14 protein-coding genes are annotated in these 16,624 nt (G+C 64.7%); 4 read left to right on the top strand and 10 right to left on the bottom strand.

What is annotated here, in order from left to right; genetic code table 11:
* Nucleotides 1-3: 3 nt before the first annotated feature.
* Together ACFQ9K_RS22940 and ACFQ9K_RS22935 are read right to left on the bottom strand one after the other, a co-directional pair.
* A complete protein-coding gene (locus ACFQ9K_RS22940) occupies nt 4-735 on the bottom strand; it encodes a hypothetical protein (protein WP_378717087.1) in 732 nt (243 codons plus the stop codon).
* Nucleotides 732-2,156: a hypothetical protein gene (locus ACFQ9K_RS22935; protein WP_378717088.1), complete on the bottom strand. Its 1,425-nt coding sequence runs from the start codon at nt 2,154-2,156 to the stop codon at nt 732-734. The genes ACFQ9K_RS22940 and ACFQ9K_RS22935 overlap by 4 nt, the downstream gene beginning before the upstream one ends.
* Nucleotides 2,157-3,765: 1,609 nt before the next feature.
* Here ACFQ9K_RS22935 and ACFQ9K_RS22930 point away from each other — a divergent pair.
* The 4 genes from ACFQ9K_RS22930 to ACFQ9K_RS22915 all read left to right on the top strand — a co-directional run bounded on the left by ACFQ9K_RS22930 (nt 3,766) and on the right by ACFQ9K_RS22915 (nt 9,170).
* Nucleotides 3,766-5,703 (top strand): NACHT domain-containing protein, encoded by a 1,938-nt coding sequence (locus ACFQ9K_RS22930; RefSeq protein WP_378717089.1) that lies wholly within the window; start codon nt 3,766-3,768, stop codon nt 5,701-5,703.
* 528 nt (nt 5,704-6,231) lie between these two features.
* Nucleotides 6,232-7,206, top strand: coding sequence for a pentapeptide repeat-containing protein (locus ACFQ9K_RS22925; protein ID WP_378717090.1), 975 nt, complete (start codon nt 6,232-6,234; stop codon nt 7,204-7,206).
* 419 nt (nt 7,207-7,625) lie between these two features.
* Complete coding sequence (locus tag ACFQ9K_RS22920) at nt 7,626-8,576, top strand: DUF6615 family protein (protein ID WP_378717092.1); 951 nt, start codon at nt 7,626-7,628, stop codon at nt 8,574-8,576.
* Nucleotides 8,577-8,924: 348 nt separating this feature from the next.
* The gene (locus ACFQ9K_RS22915; protein WP_378717093.1) at nt 8,925-9,170 is read left to right on the top strand and encodes a hypothetical protein; all 246 of its coding nucleotides are present in this window, start codon (nt 8,925-8,927) and stop codon (nt 9,168-9,170) included.
* Nucleotides 9,171-9,226: 56 nt separating this feature from the next.
* Here ACFQ9K_RS22915 and ACFQ9K_RS22910 read toward each other — a convergent pair whose 3' ends face one another.
* From ACFQ9K_RS22910 to ACFQ9K_RS22875, 8 genes are all read right to left on the bottom strand, one after another.
* Complete coding sequence (locus tag ACFQ9K_RS22910; protein WP_378717095.1) at nt 9,227-10,174, bottom strand: alpha/beta hydrolase; 948 nt, start codon at nt 10,172-10,174, stop codon at nt 9,227-9,229.
* 47 nt (nt 10,175-10,221) lie between these two features.
* Complete coding sequence (locus tag ACFQ9K_RS22905) at nt 10,222-10,890, bottom strand: LuxR C-terminal-related transcriptional regulator (protein ID WP_378717096.1); 669 nt, start codon at nt 10,888-10,890, stop codon at nt 10,222-10,224.
* 216 nt (nt 10,891-11,106) lie between these two features.
* Nucleotides 11,107-11,805: a 4'-phosphopantetheinyl transferase family protein gene (locus tag ACFQ9K_RS22900; RefSeq protein ID WP_378983551.1), complete on the bottom strand. Its 699-nt coding sequence runs from the start codon at nt 11,803-11,805 to the stop codon at nt 11,107-11,109.
* A gap of 14 nt (nt 11,806-11,819) precedes the next feature.
* Nucleotides 11,820-12,704: a hypothetical protein gene (locus ACFQ9K_RS22895; protein WP_378717098.1), complete on the bottom strand. Its 885-nt coding sequence runs from the start codon at nt 12,702-12,704 to the stop codon at nt 11,820-11,822.
* Nucleotides 12,705-12,708: 4 nt separating this feature from the next.
* Nucleotides 12,709-12,957, bottom strand: a complete 249-nt coding sequence (locus ACFQ9K_RS22890) for an acyl carrier protein (protein ID WP_378717100.1) — start codon at nt 12,955-12,957, stop codon at nt 12,709-12,711.
* Nucleotides 12,958-12,961: 4 nt separating this feature from the next.
* Nucleotides 12,962-14,275, bottom strand: a complete 1,314-nt coding sequence (locus ACFQ9K_RS22885) for a type III PLP-dependent enzyme (protein WP_378717101.1) — start codon at nt 14,273-14,275, stop codon at nt 12,962-12,964.
* The gene (locus ACFQ9K_RS22880) at nt 14,268-15,665 is read right to left on the bottom strand and encodes a hypothetical protein (protein ID WP_378717103.1); all 1,398 of its coding nucleotides are present in this window, start codon (nt 15,663-15,665) and stop codon (nt 14,268-14,270) included. Before ACFQ9K_RS22880 ends, ACFQ9K_RS22885 begins: the two co-directional genes overlap by 8 nt.
* A gap of 23 nt (nt 15,666-15,688) precedes the next feature.
* Entirely contained in the window at nt 15,689-16,624 is a 936-nt protein-coding gene (locus ACFQ9K_RS22875) for a 3-oxoacyl-[acyl-carrier-protein] synthase III C-terminal domain-containing protein (protein ID WP_378717104.1), read from the bottom strand.

The raw sequence follows: 16,624 nt of genomic DNA, 5'->3' as shown, positions 1-16,624 counted from the left end.
ACATCAAGCCCCCTCCGCACTGCGGTCTGGTGACCATGACTCGGGTATGAGCGACCCCGAGATCTCCGACAGTCCCACCCGGAAGCGGTCATTGAGCACATACGCCTCGCCGCCCTCGTCATCGAGTGCAGGCTCGCGCCTGGCGCGCCCCTGCTGAACCATGAACGCGAGCACCTGGTTCACGTACCAGCGGCGGCACTCACGCCGGATCCCGCCGCGCTGCGCAGGTAGTACCTCCGTCAGCTCCAGCCAGGTCCGGGCCGCTTCACCGAGCTGGACGGCCATCTCGTCATCGCCGTCGACTCGTTCGAGCGCGGTGCGGACGTGCCGATCGAGAAACCGCTCCAGCTCGCCCCGTCGAACGGTCGGATTGACCGAGTCGCCGAGCGCGTCACCATTGGGGTAGGCGTAGGCCGCGAGGGCAACGATGACCAAGCCGAAACACCGTCGATCTTTCACCCGATGCTCGCCGGTCCGGATCGGCAGGCCGCAGTTATCCAAGGTCACACCGAATGGTCCTTCGGGCCGGCCCGCGATCAGCAGTCCGATCTGACTGGCCGCGTAGATGTCGAGTCCGAGGCCGTCGGCGACCCGGCCGACAATTTCGGCGAACTCGATATCGGTGCGATATCGGTCGAGGAGCGTCCGGTACTGGCTGCCTTGAATCGGGCGCTCCCGAGGAGCGAACGCATATCGCACGAATCGGGCGGCGTCGGAGATGTCAGCGAGTTTCATGACACACTCTCGGTTTCGAGGTCGAGTCGGTCGAGCAAGACCGAAGCAGCCACGGTGAGATCGCCTCCCGCGAATCGGTCGTCCAGCAGTTGGCGATCGTCGACGGCCGCCACCAGCTGCGAAACCGCCGACGCCAGATCGGAGCTCTGCGGTTGCTCGTCGGCGGGGACATCCGCGTCGGCGACGAACACCCACAGCGCGGCTCCCCAGACAATGTCCAAAAGGCGGACCGGATCGTCAACTTCGGCCGCGCGGGATCTCGCCTCGAGCAGTAGTTCGGACAACAACATCGGTCGGACGGTCGCGGCGTTGAGCACATCTGCGGCCACAGCGGCGATGTCGGCCGGGATCGACTCCACGCCGACATCACCCAGCTCGCCGGGTGCGTCGATGTTCGGCGGCTGCCGTTCGTAGGCCACCGGCGCGCGGAACAGGACATCGCACAGATCACCGAGGCCCCAGCACACCGGCCGCACAGGCGAACTCACCCCGACGATCAGCCTTTCCCCGACCACGTCAAGTACGTCGTCGGAGGCGAGCGCAGGCGCGAGGACATCACGCGAAAGGTCGATCACCGCAGCTAGACCGCGCGGATGAAATCGCTGATCTTCCTGCGCTTCCAGAAAGATCGGAATGGCTTGCTGGAGAAAGCGTTCGAGCCGGATCCAGACATCTTGGCCGCGCTGCACCTCGTCATCGATATTCCGGCACGCGTCCGCAGCCGCTGGATCGGCCGCATAGCGGGCAGCCAAGTCCCGAAGCTGTCGATCACGGTCGAGCTGCTGCGATACCTGGCCGACGACATCGGTCAGCCAAGCGGGCATCTCGCCGTGCCAATCCACCGCCGAGACATCGCGTTTTGTTTCGGAAAGTCGCTCCCGCAGGCTGGCCGACAAGCCGCGCGCGGTGCGAGTCGCCTCGCGGGCGGACTCGAGCGCTTTGACGAACTCCCCCGCGTTCATCTGGATCTCGACCATGAGCTTCAGGGCGAGCGCCCGGTCGGCCAGGTCGGTATTCAGCGCCTGGAGATAGAGAACGATCGCCTCATCGGTCGCCGTAATGCAGACTCCCGCATCGTCGTCTACCAACCGCAGTAGCCGGAACTTGAACTGCTCACTGCGCGGGCCTGCGTGCTCGGACTCGGGCTCCACCCAAACGGCCGCGTGCGGTCGGCCGTCATTCAAGATGGTCGCGAAAACGACCTTGGCAACCTTCGACCAGGGGCGGTCAGGATCGTTCGGGTGCATCCGCCGCGCCAATTGCGTGAGATGGTCGACGGCGCTCGCCGGAGTAACAGAGCCGTCCAGACTGGCCTGATGAATTACGACGTAGTCGATGAGCCGCAGGGCCAGCTGCGCGAGATCGTAGTTGCGATGGTCGAACTCCGCGCGCGGCGCAGCCCGGTTGAGCAACTCGAACACCGGGCTCAGCAGCTGCAGTGTCTGCCATCGACCATGGAGGTCCGTAATCGGACGTCGAGCGCGTCTACCCACCATATCCACCCCTTGGAGCATCTCGATCGGCGATCGATGTCCGATGCCGGCCCAGTGACTTGTGAGGATGCTATCGGCCAGGTCCGACAAGTTGTTTCAATACACGAGGGCGAGCTGCTACACCACTCTGCTGGACGCTGTCATGCACGGGATTTCATCCGCACAGCTGCTCAAGCACGAAGATCTCCCGATGACCGCAATTACGGGTCACCCCGGATGCGGCGGATGAATTCGCACCGCCGCCCATCCTGAGTACGTCACCGAACTTGCATCAGCGACAACCATTCGGGCTGAAGTTATCTCGGCGTCGGCTGGTATCCGGCAAGGTGAGCCGGTGACGGCTGGTGATCAGGGTTAGGCATCCCGATCCGCTCGGCAGCAAGGGCTCGATCTGTTCCCGATCAGCCGCGTCGTCGAGAACTAGCAGCATCTTCCTGCCAGCGAGCAGGTGACGCCACAGGTCGCGGCGCTCGGCTACGGTCTCGGGCAGATTGCGTGGGTCGATGCCGATTGCGATCAGCAGCCCGGCGAGTACCTCCGCCGCATCTGCGGCGGGTTGTCCGGGCGTGTGGGCATGTAGCTGTCACCGATGTTCTGACCGCCGAATTCTACGCCGTCAGTCCAGTACTTGAGCCGATACCGAAACCATCATCATTGCTTGAAAATGCTATAGGCCAACACTATCCGCAGTAGGCGGACAATGTACCCAGACCGCCGAGCAGGTGAATCCACCTGGTACGAAGATAGTTTCAGCTCGTCTACAAGGACGATCTAAAGGTTTGTGCGGATACTCGACATCAGTCCACGGTCGATCTGTGCGAAGCGTCCGCTCTGCAACCACCACCCTTCTCGAGCCGCGGGCTTCGACGGTTCAACAAAGGAAGACAGCCACTCGGCCAGGAAGACAATGTCCGTGGTCCCACGTGTCGGGCGAATATCCCTACAGTCGCCGGCCTGCCCCTCCCCTACAGCAGCGGCCCGATCGAGGACGTGAACACGAAGACGACGCTGATCAAGAGGCAGATGTATGGCCGGGCCGGTTTCCCGCTACTGCGCCACCGAATCCTGCTGGCACAACCCGCCATCCGCCACCACCGAAAGTGAGACAGAGCCGAAAGTGGGGCAGAGGCCAAACAACGGTGTAGCTCCGAAGCAAGGAGTGGCACATGGACTCTGATGTGGTGGCGGCCGAGTTGGCAGATACTGGCGCGGTGGCCAGAGCTAGGGAAACCGAAGACGACGGCGGTAGATGCCGAGCTGGTGGGCCAGCTCGTGGCCCAGGCCCGCGCCAGCGGGCTGCAACTGACCGGCGAGGACGGGCCTGTCGTGTACTGGGCGCGTCTGGCAATGAGGCTGGCTCGGCGCTGCCGCATGTATTAGCTTTGGCGCTGAATCGTCTGACCGCGAGGATGATTCGAGTTCGACCGAAGCTACCGGGAGTCGTGGCAATGGACGGAGGGGCTGTGTAGTGCCAGGTTCGGAGTTGGCTGTCGTCGGTCGTGCGGTGGTACCCGCAGCGCGAGGCGCCGGAGCTCTGATGCGGAAATTGCGCCCGGACGTGTCGGCTACTGCGCTGGCTTCGGTCGCGGACAACCTTGCCGATCTTGTGGCGAAGACTGAAAAGCGCCGGCTGGGAGAGCTGGGGGTGGCGCGTGGTAAGGGAATAGGTCTGCGATGGAACGCACTGGTTGACACATGGACGGTCGGCAGCGGTGAATTCGGATCGCTAGCGGAGGTCCGCAGGTACTTCGACCGGTTGCGGGACTCCCGCCTCGTGATCGTCGGTGACCCCGGCTCGGGAAAGACCGTCGCCGCCTTGAATCTCGTACTCGACCTGCTGGATCGACGAGTGGGTTCGAGGCGTGATCGAATGCCGGTTCCAGTGCGCCTCAACGCTTCCAGCTGGGACCCCGATTCGCACAGCTTTGAAGAGTGGCTCGCTCGGCGGATCGCGCGGGACTATTCGCTTCGCCTACGCGTGGCACGGGAACTCATCAAGACCGACCGGATACTTCCAGTCCTGGACGGTCTAGATGAGATGGACAGCGATTCGGGAGAACCCGCACGCGCCCTCGCGGCCTTGGATCAGCTCAACGAAGTGTATTGGCTCGGAAAGCCGGTCGTCGTTACCTGCCGGGCGGACACCTACCGCAAGATTTCAGAAGTCCGTGGTGAGTCCGGACTGCACGAGGCGTCAGCGATCGCGTTGCAAGCATTGACGACCGAGCAGGTCGCTGATCATCTGACAGCCTGGCATGATACCAACGGCGGGCTGAAGTGGGCGTCGCTGAAGGACAAGCTCCAAGCCGATCCCCACGGGGTCTTCGCGCGGGCGCTGCGCACACCCTGGATGCTCGGCCTGACCCTGCAGTTCCTGAAGCACGCGCGAGCAGAGGAAGCCGCCGCGTTGATGGAGGCAACCAGCCGAGAGGCGATCGAAGATGCGCTGTTCTCCGCGTTGATTCCTTCCGCAGTCGCTGCTCAGCCCCGGGACTCGCACAGCAAGCAGAAGTACACCGAGGTCGAGGTGTCGGCGTGGATGCGGACTCTTGCCCGCCACTTCACCTCTGGTCCGAATCGGGCAGACAGCAACGACTTCGCGTTGGATCAGATATGGAGCCTGGGTGGACGCCTGCCGTGCAGGCTGCTCCATGCCTTCGTCGCTGCGATAGCCGCGTTCGGGGCGGTGCTCGTGATGTTCGTTGTGCCTACGGTCGGGGCAGGGACCGATGCAGGGACCACAGCGCGGAACGGCGTCGTGGCTGGCACATTGTGCGCGCTCGTGTGCGGCATCCGCGGATATTGGCCATGTCGGACCAAATCGCGAAAGGCGTTGTGGCGCACGTACAAGCCCGGTGATGCCAAGCGATGGATGGAGGCCGCGGTTGCAGGTGTTGTCACGGGGCTTGCCCTTTCGATCTGTGCCTTCCTGACGAGCACGCACCCAGAAACAGGAAACCCGCTTCCGCCGCGAGATGCTGCAGAAGGCGCAGGCTTGGTCGGTGTCATCACCGCGCTGGTGTTGATCTTCGGCATCAGCCTCACCGGTCACGGGGAACCTCGGCTCGACGAGAAACGGATCATCCGTGACGACGCGCTGGCTGCGGTCTACGTCAGTGCGATCACATGGCTCGTGCTGGTTTCGATCGTTACCGTATGGGCGTTTGCCAAAGGTGCAAGCGAAGGCAAACTTTCGCCGTTCTTGCTGGCGCTGAGTCCTTTGGTGGTAGTGCTGATGGCTCTGGCCGGGGCTCCGCTGGGCGTCGCTCTCGGTGTGTTGATCTTCATGGCGCGGGCCAAAGCGAGCATCCGATACGGATGCGCGAGATTGCTGTTCACGGTTGGATCTGATTTCGCATCGTCGCCAGGACCTTTCCTGGACTGGGCGCGTGTGGCCGGTCTCCTGCGGGTTACCGGTGCCGCCTATCAGTTTCGGCATCAGAGCTACCAGGAGTGGCTCGCTGCACAGCCATAGGTTTGGGGTTCCCCTGCCCACAATGCCCCTGACGAGCAACGCGACAGCGCCCGAGTCTGTCGATCGAGATCACCCGCGTAGTGGACGTGGCCCGGATGACCGCGCGAGATGGGTCACCATCCGCAAATGACGCCTAAACCCGGCACGCAGCTACGGTTCACCTACGACGACGATTGCGCACGTGCCTGAACCTCGCTCTCGTTCGTTGGAGACTGTTCGGGCAGACCTCGGATCTCCTGGCGAACAGCGATATCCAGTGGTTCACGGTTCAGACGAATTGGCAGGTCCGCCACCACCTCTCGCAGCCCATGTCGTCCTCCCCCGGTTTCTTGTCGAAATGGGAGTTGATCAAGTGTCGAGCGGCCCACACTCAACGGACACCACAGGGATGAGCGGAGGACCATGGCTACGAGTGGCGCAACGCCGCCCCGGCGGCGTAGATCGGTAGCAGGGCGGGGTCGTTCGCTACGGCCCCCAGTGCCGCAACCTCCCCCGCCCCCTTCACCCCGGCCGAATCGCCGCAGACGCGTGGCCCGGATCATGGGCCGGATAGCCGAATGGCCGGGATGGAACAAGGCCGCGGCGATCGTGACGACGATCGCCGCCCTGGCCGCCTTGTGGTTCACCAGTAAGTCGTTACTGGCAACCAACAACCAGTACGAGCTGTCACAGCAGGTCGCAATGAGCGATCGCTTTCAGAAGGCTACCGAGCAGCTGTCATCGGACAAGCTCGATGTTCGACTATCGGGCATTTATCTGCTGGAGCGGCTCGCGAAGGATTCCGCCGCCGATCATCCGACGGTGTTCGCGCTGCTCTCGGCATACCTGCGTACTCATACCAGCGCCGCGCAATGCCCTGTGGAATCACCGACCGTAACACCGGCGGCCGACGTGCAGGCCGTGTTGACGGTGATCGGGCGGCGGGCGGTCGAGCTTGAGGCGGTGGTTGACCGGCCGGATCTGAGCCGAACCTGTTTGGCGGGTGCTCGTATGAGAGATTCGAACTTCGCCGGAGTGAATTTTAGAGAGACCAACCTCGCCTATGTCGACCTGAACTCCTCGAATCTCGAACGGGCGCAACTGCAGTTCGCACAACTCACCCATGCCAAGGCGTTCCGTGCGAATCTGTCGAAGGCAAGTCTCGCAGTGGCGAACCTGACCGGCACGGACTTCATGAACACAGACCTAACCGACGCGTTCATGTGCGACGCCAACCTCACCGCAGCCCGATTCGAGTACGTCAACCTCACTGAAGCGTGCCTGGCTAATACAAACATGCACAGCACTACCATCAGCGTCGCCGATCTCACCGGCGCATCGTGCGTCCACACTGACCTGACACTTGCCCACCTTGATGGTTCGAACCTCTCCAACGTGGACCTGACCGGCGCGAATCTCGCCGGGGCGTACCTCTTCGAGGTGAACCTCACCGATGTGAACTGGTCGGGCGTCGTCTACGACAGCGCTACCCGATGGCCCGCAGGCTTCACACCGCCGCGATAACGGCCGTTATCTGCTCCCCCGGTTTAACGTTCACCAGCGACCGTTGCAGCCGGTCGGCGGGTACATCGCGGAGCAATATCGGTGAGGTCGCAACATTCCGTTCGTGATCGAAGACCGCACGGCCCTCGTTACGCTGGCCCGCGCAGCGTGGCAGACCCGCCTGCATGAGACCGCCGTGGATATTGCCGCCAGCGAGTGGGCACCAACGAACTGCAGATGAGCTGGTCCGCGACTGCACGACCGCGAGCTGGCGTAGCGCCACTCCTTTCTGGTCAGCAGATCCCGTGGCCCACAAGATTTTTGAGTTGTAGCCCAACACTTGACATAAGCCGGAAGGTTCGAGCCCTCGACTACCACAACGGCTCACTTCGCCGATGGCCCTCGGGGTAGTCTGCGACACTGGCTCGGTGTTACCTACGGTGAAGAACTGGGCCAGCTGGGTCAGCCACCAGGTCGATGAACCTAAAGTTGCTGTGACCCTGGGCAAATGGGCTCGATGGACCGGCCGCCGGATTGCTCGCGGTGAGGCGCATGGGATCCGGCAGCCGGAGGAGACGCTCACCAACTCGTTACTGCTGGACCTTTGTCGTGAATTGCCGGATCTACGCGTAAAGATGACCGGCCGCGCCGACGAAGCTGTCGAAGGTTCCGATTGGGAGTGGTGGATCGAGGGTGAGTCAAAGTGGTTCGGCGCACTCGTCCAAGCCAAACGCACCACCGGCGACGGTCGGATCAACTTCGGATACAAGCCGGCCCCAAGTAAGCGAAACCCTCACCCGGAGCATCAGCTCGACAGCCTGATCGCTACCGCTGAGGACCTCAGGATTCCGCCGCTGTATGTGCTGTACAACGACACCGAGGCAGGACTGCCACTGTCGACAGCGGACTGTGCTCAGTATCCGCTCTTGCCGTCAGGCAGCGCGGGCGTGACGGTGCTGAGCGGCTATGCCGCACGCTGGCTTTGGGAGCTCAACCGCAACAGGCCGGTGTCGGTGCAGGAGGTCAGCCGGTACGCAATGCCGTGGTCATGTCTGGTCAGCTGTCCTCGAACGTGTCGGGCGGGACTTTGGCCGTGGCGAAACCCCCACGCCCTGAGAATGGGACTGGGACTCGATCCAACGACCCCGTCCGGAGTTGACCGGGCAGTAGACGCCGCGATGGCTGTCGGCCGCTTGGAATCAATGCCGTACAAGCAGCAGTTCGCCACGACGATCGCACCGACACTGGCCAACAACGGGATTCATGACAACCCACCCTGGTACCTGCCAGCTCGGCCTGGCAATCGCGACATTAAGTCCGGGCTCGAAGATGCAGTCGACGACGAAACCGCAGCGCGCTATGTCGTGGCCCTGTATCGACGACCCCGGTAGACCAGTACGGCCGCCTGATACCGGTGGAATTCAGACAATCAATCAGCCCGCACGCACGGCCTGAAACACCACACCCGCGAGTCAACCGAACTCAGGGGCAGTCCCTGGGCGATAAGCCTGTATCCCCGTACCACTTGTCGATGCCTGGACGCGCAGCTTCAGCAAGAAGCTGATCTGCACCAGGCTGGTCACACTCTTGACGGACCGTCATGGGGCGGCCTCCTGGTCCGTAAGGGCGGCAAGCCTTTCCGTGCACGACTGCGGTGGACTGATCCGATAACGAATGGGCGCCGGTCAGAATCCGAGAGCTTCTCCACCAGAGAGCTCGCCGAGAACTGGATAGACCGGATGCTGCGATTCTCCGAACACGGCATCGATCCGGTGGGCGCGAACATGTCACTGGCCGACTACGGCGAAGTCAATATGGCACTCGCACTCAACGGGCTGGAGCCGAAAACGACCGATCCGTATCTGTGCGGCCGACGCAAACGTGTGCTGCCGCCCCTCGGGCATCTCGCGGTACCGGTGATCACCAAGGGGATCGTCGATCGCGCAGTCGTGCAATGGATCGAGGAGCCCGACGCGACAGCCTGATCACCCTCAACCCAGCCCGCGCGCAACCGCCACGCAGCAATCGCCCTGGGCACGAGCTAGGCGTCGGACCGCAACGGAGCGGTCGACACCGCGGAACGCACTGCCGCGCAAGCGATATCGGACGCCTCCTGCGCACCGGGCAGAAAGTCCATCATCGCGAAGAAGCTGTGGAACAGACCGGCCGCACAATAGGTCCGGGCCGGCACGCCGGCCTCGGACAGCCGAGTGCCGTACGCCTCCCCTTCGTCACGCAGCGGGTCGTATTCGGCGGTGATCACCAGCGCCGGAGGTAGATCCGTCAGGTCGGGTGCCCGCAACGGTGACACCTGGGGTTGCGCCGCCTCGCTCGGCGCGTTCAGATACTGCTGCTCGAACCAGCGCAGATGAGTCGCCGTGAGGTAGTAGCCCTCGGCGTTGTCCCGGCGCGAGGGCAGCTCGGCCAGGAAGTCCAGCCATGGGTAGAACAGCAGCTGGAACGCGATCGGTGGGCCTGCGCCGTCCCGGGCCCGCAGGCACGACACCGCCGCCAGGTTGCCCCCCGCGCTGTCACCCGCCACAACGAGTCGCTCCGGGTCGCCACCGAGCGCGGCCGCGTTGGCGTGCGCCCAGGCGACCGCGCGATCCGCGTCCTCGACCGCGGCGGGGTACTTGTGCTCGGGCGACAGCCGATAGTCGACCGCGATCACGATGGCAGGCACGCCTGCCGCCAGCATCCGGCAGATGCCGTCGTGACTGTCCAGCCCGCAGAGGACGAAACCACCACCGTGGAAGTAGACGATCACCGGGTGCGCCGTGGCGTCGGCGACCGGCCAGTAGATCCGCACCGGAATCCCCGCCGCGCCGGGGATGATCCGATCTTCTACCCGGGCTACGTCCGGTCCCGGTGGCTGCTTGGTCCGGCTCAATGCCCGCCGGGCCGCCGCGGCGTCGGTGACACCGACGCCGAGATCAGGGTAGGCGGCCATCATCAATTGCAATACCGCTTCTGTCTGAGGATGGAGCACCGCGGTCGTCACCTCCGGTCATATCGATTGTGGCTCATCGAATTCAATCAATGGAAATCGATGATTCCGCATTTCATGGCTGTCACCACCGCCGTGGTCCGGTTCGGCGAACCGAGTTTCAGCAATACACTGCCGACCAGACGCTTAACGCCATGCTCGGAAATCTTGAGCCAGCGCGCGATCTGTTTGTTGCTCATGCCCTGGGCCAGCAGCGAGAGTGTTTCGTTCTCCCTGGCGGTCAACGAGACCGGCCGCAGATTCTCTCCCGACACCGCCCGCCCGAGCAGTTGCCGCGCGAGGACGGCGGGCATCGGAATCTCCCCCGCGGCCATCCGGCGCAATGCGTCGTGCAGCGACCGCGGCGACAACTCCTGCCGCAGCAGATAACCGTCCACCGGCAGGTTCGCCAGCGGGCCGGGATTTGCCGCCTGCGACTCGTCGAGGAGCATGAGCACTTTGGGCCGGGAGTTGTTGCGCCCCAATGTGCGCAGCCGCAGCCCTTCGGCACCGGTCACGATCAGGACGTCGACCGCGCCGGGACGCAGGTACTGTTCCACCCCGGACCATTCCAGGCAATGCTGGATGCCGCCGACGGTGGGTAAGCGGCGCAGTATGACCGCCAGTTCCCGGCGCAGTACCTCATTGCCGAACAGTATGACGTTGATCGATGGGCGGGCCATTTCGGCTCGCACATAGTCGACAGAAACTTCGGTCACCGTATTCCCCTATCAGCAATCCTCGAACACCTGGCGGCCCGAGTGCCGAGCTCTTCTCGATAATTTCCCGGCAGGCCATTGCCGCTGCAAATAAATTTATCAGGTGTCCGTGATGCCTGACTCGGCAATTATGCGGAGGATCGGGACCTGCTGACGGCATAATGCCGCCGCGATACCTGGCACGACCGCGCCGGAACAGCCCGCGATATCAACGATTCAGGCATTCGGCCGCCAATGCTGGGAATACAGGCGATACGATGCGCTGCCCGCCGCGGCGACCGAAGCCGCATATCCGTCCGGCACCGGAACGTCACGGACCAGCCAGGAACCGGGCAGCCTGCCGGACGGGTCGCACACCGACAACACCTCCCCGCCCGCCACCGGCAGCTTCAGCCCCTGGCCCAGTCGCGCACCCGCGGCCTTGACGCACGCCTCCTTCCGCGTCCACAGCCGCAGAAAACCACCCGGTTCGCCGTGTCGTTCCGCGATCCGCACGAGCGCGCGCTCCTGCGGCGGGAAGTATCGGTCGGCGAACGCCACGGCCGCGAAACCGGGCCGCCAGCGTTCCACGTCGACGCCGACCTCGCGCCCACCGGTGACGGCGAGCAAGGCGATGCTCCCCGAATGCGAAAGGCTGAAGCACAAGCTGTCCGCGCAGTCCGCGATCATCGGCTTGCCCCACCGTCCGGTGCGCCAGGACAGCTGTTCCGGTGGCATGCCCAGGTATCGGCCCAGAATGACCCGAGACGCGCCGCGCGCCGCGACGAATCGCCGCCGCTGCTCGGCCTCGGGCAAGGCGGCGCAGTGCGAACGTTCCTCGGCCGCCAACGCCGCGGCCAGTGCGGCGACCGCACCGCCCGGCATATCCAACGCGATGGTCCAGATATGCACCTCGGCCGGTGACAAAGCGCGCATCGACACCGGAACGCTCAGCCCGGTCCCGGTGGCACGTCCATCGTGCACAGCGACACGTAACGCAGGGTCGGGTCGTAGTCGACCAGCACCACCCGCTGTCCCGTCGACGTCCATTGCGCGAGGCCGCCGGCGAAGCCCGACCACACCCCGGTGCACGGCAGATCGCCGGCGGCACGCTGGATCGGATAGTCCACGCCGAGTTCACCTTCGACGCCCGCCCCGGCGATCATCGTCGTCGGCAGATCGCTGGCGGCCAGGTCCCGCAGCGCTGCCGTCACCACCTCGTCCACCTCGACCGCGGCCACATCGGCGAAGTGCCGCACCGTCACCGGGCCGAGCGCGCCGTCGGTGGCCAGCACCACCGCGACCGCGGAGTCCCGGCCCGGCATCCGCGTGCCCGCCGGCAACTCGGTCTTGGCCCCGTTCCACAGAAAACTCTGCTCCACGATCAGCACCAGCGCCCGGCCGTACCCGCCGGCTCGCGCGTAGTCACCGGCCAGCCGAATCGCGGTGAACGGCGCCGCAGTGCCCTGCTCGGACACGGCGAAAGCCAGCGCCTTGCCGGTCAGTGCGTGCGACAGGAAGCAGGCCGGCCGCCCCGGCCTGGCGTCCGGCGTGGTGTGCGCGACCACGACCAGGTCGAAGGGTTCGGCCGAAGCTGTTGCGGCGGGCAGCATTTCGGCGGCCATCTCGGTGAAGGAGTTCGGCGTCGCGCGGGCGAAGTACTCCTCGTAGTAGGGCTGGCGGAACTGATCGGCCAGGTCCGCGAAGTAGCTGAGCAACACCGGGGTGTAGGGCCTGCCGTCGCCGAACACCTGGTGTTCGATGCCCGCCAGCCGCAAAGGCGTTGCCTTGCCGAGGTTTCGGTCCCGCTGCGAGAGGGAGGTCACGGGGTACATGTGGTCACCCCTGCTGCTCGAGTACGTACGCGACGAGCGAAGCCACGGTCTCGAAGTGGTCCGGCTCGAGGGTGTCCTCGTCGAACTCGACACCGATCCCGTCCTCGATGAGGATCAGCAGTTCGAGCGCACTGGTCGAATCGAGCCCGAGATCGTCGAACAGCCGGGTGGTGCGCTGGATCGAATCGGGTTCACGCCGAACCATTTTAGCGAGAATGACCACGACCTGTTCGGTAACAGCCTGCTGGTCCATCGTTTCAGTTCCTTCGATTGTCCGGATCGGTGGGCTGGCTCGGCACGGTCGATGCCGAGAATTCGTGCAGATACTGCGGGCGAAGCAGGTCCTCGACCGTGTCCCGATCGCGGATCAGGCAGGGGCGGCCGCGGTGGACCAGCACCTCCGCGGGTGCGCCGTGGCTGAGGAAATGCACCGGCGAGGCGGTCGGGCCGTAGGCGCCGGAGCGCAGCACACCGAGCAGATCGCCGGGCCGGACCGGCGGCAAGGCGATGTCCTTGGCGAGGGTGTCGTTGGGCGTGCACAGGGGCCCCGCCACATTCCACCGCTCGGTCGCCGGCTCACTCATCCGGTCGAGCAGCCGCATCGGGAAGTTCCGCTTCGCGAACGAGCCGATCCCGACCGCGGCCATATGGTGGTGCGTGCCGCCGTCGGTGATCGCGAACTGTTGTCCCAGCGAGGTTTTCACGTAGCGGACCCGCACCACATAGGTGCCCGCGAGCGCGGTGAGATATCGGCCGAGTTCCATCACGAGCCGGGTTTCCGGCCTGCGGGCCGCGTAGTCCGCGATGATCGGGTTGAGCCGGTCGGCCAGCGCCGCGGGATCGATGTCGCGCTCGCCGTCGAAGTACGCCACCCCGAGACCGCCGCCGATATCGACCAGCTCCAGCGGGAAGTTCAGCCGCGCCGATACCCGCTCGGCCAATTCGAGAATGCGGCCGGTGTTCTCGGCGACGACGTCCTCGCTGAGAATGCGGGTACCCATATAGACGTGCACACCCATCAGCCGCACCCCGGGGAACCGCTCGGCCAGGTCGTCGAGTTCGTCGAGCTCCGCCTCGTCGATGCCGAACTGTCGCGGCTTGCCGCCCATGGTGAGCCGGGAACCCTTGACCGTGAAGGCTGGATTGATCCGCAGCGCGACCCGCGCGACCTTGCCGCGCAGCCGGGCGAGCTGATCGATCAGCGCCAGCTCACCCAGCGATTCACAGATGATGGCGAAGACCTCGGCGTCCATGCAGGCCGCGAGTTCCTCGGCACTCTTACCGGGGCCGGGGAAGACGATATCCGCCGCGGGAATCCCGGCCCGTCGCGCCGTGACGAGTTCGGCCAACGACGACACCTCCGCGCACGCCCCCTGCGCGTGCAGTAATGCGCAGATCGACAGGCTGGGATTCGCCTTGAGCGAGAAGAAGATCTCCAGCTTCGGATGCAGGCGCCGGCGCAGCCCCCGATATTGATCGACCAGTACCGCTCCGTCATAAACGAAAAGCGGTGTGCCGTGCGCGCGCGCCAATTCCGACACCGGTATGCCCTGAATCTCGAACTCAGTCATCGCCATTGCCTCCCTGCACGGCCACGAGGCGGGCCGTGATCTCGTTGTCGAAGGCCGCCAGTTGCTCGGTCGACCGGGCGACCACCAGTCCATACAATCGACCGTCGAAGGACCGCTGCGGCGCGGTGCCGGCGGCCGGCGCGGCCGCGTTGACCGTGGCGAAATTGTTGACCAGCAATCCGGTGGGTGTGGCCCGGTCGATCAGCACGCCGTCGAGCTGCCGCCGCAGTTCGGCGAAGGTCAGTTCGCGCCGCAGCCGGAGTGCGTAATGCCGTGCGAGAGCGACTCTTCCGGTGCCGGCGAAGCGCTGCTGGACCTGGGCTTGATAGGTCGACATGTTGTTGCGGGCGTTGATCTCGACGATGGGGAACAACCCGCCCTCGGAATCGATCATGGCGTCGACCCCGGCCACGCCGAAGTACCCGTCGGCGGCCAGCCGCGTGCCGATGCGATGCCCGGCCTCCGTCAGCTCGTCCACCTGCGCCGCGGTGAGCGCCGCCGGAAACCGATGCCCCTTGTGCACGCCGGCCTCGGTCAAGGCCTCCTTGACGAAGTCGAAGCCGACCGCGCCGTCCCGCCCGATCGTGCACTGGTAGTTGAGATCTCCGCGTTTGGCGACCCATTCCTCGAGCACCAGACCGGCCCGCTGCCGTCCGGAACGCTCCGCCTTCCGGGTGATCAGCCGGTGCATCCGGTCGAGGCGTTGTTCGGTGTCGATGACCGCGATTCCCTTGCCGGACACGCCGAATGCGTCCTTGATCACGACCCGGCGGCCTCCGGCCAGCAGTGCGCGCGCACCGGCGACCGCTTCGTCCAGCTCCGCCAGCGTGTCGCACGCCCAGCCCTGCGGCTGCCGCAGACCGAGTTCCGCGGCCAGGCGCCGACTGTAGATCTTGCTGTTGACCGTTTTGCAGATCGCGGCGCCGGGCGCGGCCAGCGGGAGCCCGGAACGCTCGGCGAGTTGCTCTTCCAACACCGAAACCCCGTGCGGTGCCAGCAGGCAACCCGCCTTCGCCAGCCGGGCGAGACCGGAGATCAGGGTGGGATCGGCCAGCGCGTCCGCGGTGACCACCCGCTGCGGATCCTGGTGACGCACGCTGAGTATCCGGGGCAGCTCGAGCCCCAGGTCGGTGAGATATCGCAGATACCCTTCGTCGGGCGCGTCCTTGAGCACGACGTGATCGCTCTTGGTGGCCAGCAGCAGGGCGAACTCGTCCATCCGGTTGACGACCGCCCGGCTGGCCTTGAACGTGATCCCCGGCAATGCGGGTTCGCCCATCGCCCACTGGGCTTCGACCTCGAAGTTACCGAGGAACACCAGGCTCGCCTCCGCTGTACCGGCCACAGCGGATTTCAATCCGGCGTTGAAGTCATCGGTCACGCTCGACATGGCAACTCCTCCAGACGGTTTCATCAGTGCTGGAAAACCATCGCGGAGAACGTCGCGCCGAGCCCGACCGACACCATCATGTAGTAGTCGCCCCGGCGCAGCTTGCCGTTGTCCCGCACGGTGCGGTAGTTGATGAAGGAATCGGCGCAGTAGCAATGCCCCATGATCGGCAGGTTGTCGAGAAAGATCCGCTCGATCGGCAGGCCGATCCGCTTCGACAACCGTTTCCACGAATTGTGATTGACGTGGTGCGGCAAGATCAGCACGATATCGGACAGGGTGAGATCCGCCTCGGCCAGCGCGGCGAATATCACCTCGGCGAGGGCCTCGGGATACATCCGGTCGAATTCCCGGGCCAGCTCGTTCGGCAGCCACGGCGCGGCATTGAACTGGCCGTGGACCCGATTCGCGAAGGCGAGCAGTCGATCCCGGTCGCCATGCCGACGCACCAGGATCGCGGCCATACCCTCACCCATCACGGCGGTATCGACGATGTAGCGCTGCGCGTAGGCGGTGTAGGCCTTCTCCCCGGTGAAGATCAACGCCAGGGCGTCCGGATCATCATCGCCGGCCAGCAATTTGCCACTTACGTCGACCGCGAGCAGCCCGGTCGCGCAGGCATGCTGGGTCAGGCAGAAGGCCAGTGCGTGCTCCAGGCCGAGCACCCGGCGGACCTCGTGCACCGGGTTCTCCGGATAGGGCGCGCACACCGGAATCGTGAGCGCCTGCACGATATAGCGCACGTGCTGTTCCCGGCCGCGCAAGGCGGTCAGTCCCGCCGCTGTCGCGAGCATTTGCGCCACCAGCGGGGTCTCCGGGTCTCGTCGAATATGGGCGAATCCGTAGAAACGCTGGAACAGCCGAATCTGCGCGTCGCTCACGTCGAGATCCGACAGCGCCCGGTCGATGGGAATGCTTGCCGGCGGCAGATAGATGGACACGTCCTCGAGACTCGTCAT

The organism is Nocardia sp. NPDC056564, assembly GCF_042793755.1.
In the GTDB taxonomy this organism is placed as follows: Bacteria; Actinomycetota; Actinomycetes; order Mycobacteriales; family Mycobacteriaceae; genus Nocardia.
This window is presented reverse-complemented; position numbering and strand designations above follow the sequence as displayed.